Origin of the sequence: Hydrogeniiclostridium mannosilyticum (assembly GCF_003268275.1) — a bacterium.
Lineage (GTDB): Bacteria > Bacillota > Clostridia > Oscillospirales > Acutalibacteraceae > Hydrogeniiclostridium > Hydrogeniiclostridium mannosilyticum.
The window spans coordinates 1-960 of sequence record NZ_QLYR01000034.1; the positions used below are offsets into that span (position 1 = coordinate 1).

Below are 960 nucleotides of genomic sequence, written 5' to 3' on the forward strand. Positions count from 1 at the left end.
ACTGGGGGCAGTACACGGCGCTGGGCGATACCTTTTTAGAGAATTTGCAGGGCTTGACCACCCTGAAAATCTATCAGGCGGACGAGTTTAAGAACCGGGAAATGAACGTGGAGGCTGAGAAGTTCCGCAAGATCACCATGAAGGTGCTCACTATGCAGCTTAACTCCATCACCATTATGGATTTGATCGCTTACGGCGGGGCGGCTCTCGGCGTGATTATGGCGGTGACGCAGTATACCGGGAACCACGTCTCTTTGGCCGGCTGCCTGCTGATTATCCTGCTGGCGGCGGATTTTTTCATCCCCATGCGGCAGCTCGGTTCCTTTTTTCACATCGCGATGAACGGCATGGCGGCCAGCGACAAGATTTTCCGCCTGCTGGATTTGGAGGAAGCAGAATCCCAACAAATGCCTATGACAGAAAACTGTTCTATCTCATGTTCCAACCTGCATTTTTCATATGAGCCGGACCGGGAAATTCTGCACGGCATAGCTATGGACTTCCCTCAAGGCAGCTTTACGGCTCTGGTTGGAGAGAGCGGCTGCGGTAAGTCCACCGTAGCTTCTATTTTGATGGGAAGGAACAAAGGATATGCCGGTTCCGTTTCCATTGGAGGCGCGGAGTTGAGGGACATTGACGAAAGCTCTCTGCTGCAAAATATTACCTACATCAGCCATCAGAGCTATTTGTTCAAAGGAACGGTGCGGGACAATCTGCTGATGGGGAAACCGGACGCTTCCGATGAAGAATTATGGGCGGTGCTGGAACGGGTAAATTTAGCCGCGTTTTTGAAATCCGAGCAGGGACTGAATACCCCATTGCTGGAAAAGGCGTCGAATCTGTCCGGCGGTCAATGCCAGCGCCTTGCTCTGGCAAGGGCGCTGCTCCACGACAGCCCGGTATATATTTTCGATGAGGCCACCTCCAATATCGACGTGGAGAGCGAAAACGACATCATGG

Annotated in this window: 1 protein-coding gene; it reads left to right on the forward strand. The window is 52.5% G+C overall.

Annotation, left to right across the window (positions count from 1 at the left end):
• Window positions 1-960 (forward strand): ABC transporter ATP-binding protein/permease (locus tag DPQ25_RS14315; protein ID WP_146740579.1); only part of this gene is annotated, 960 nt, incomplete at both ends.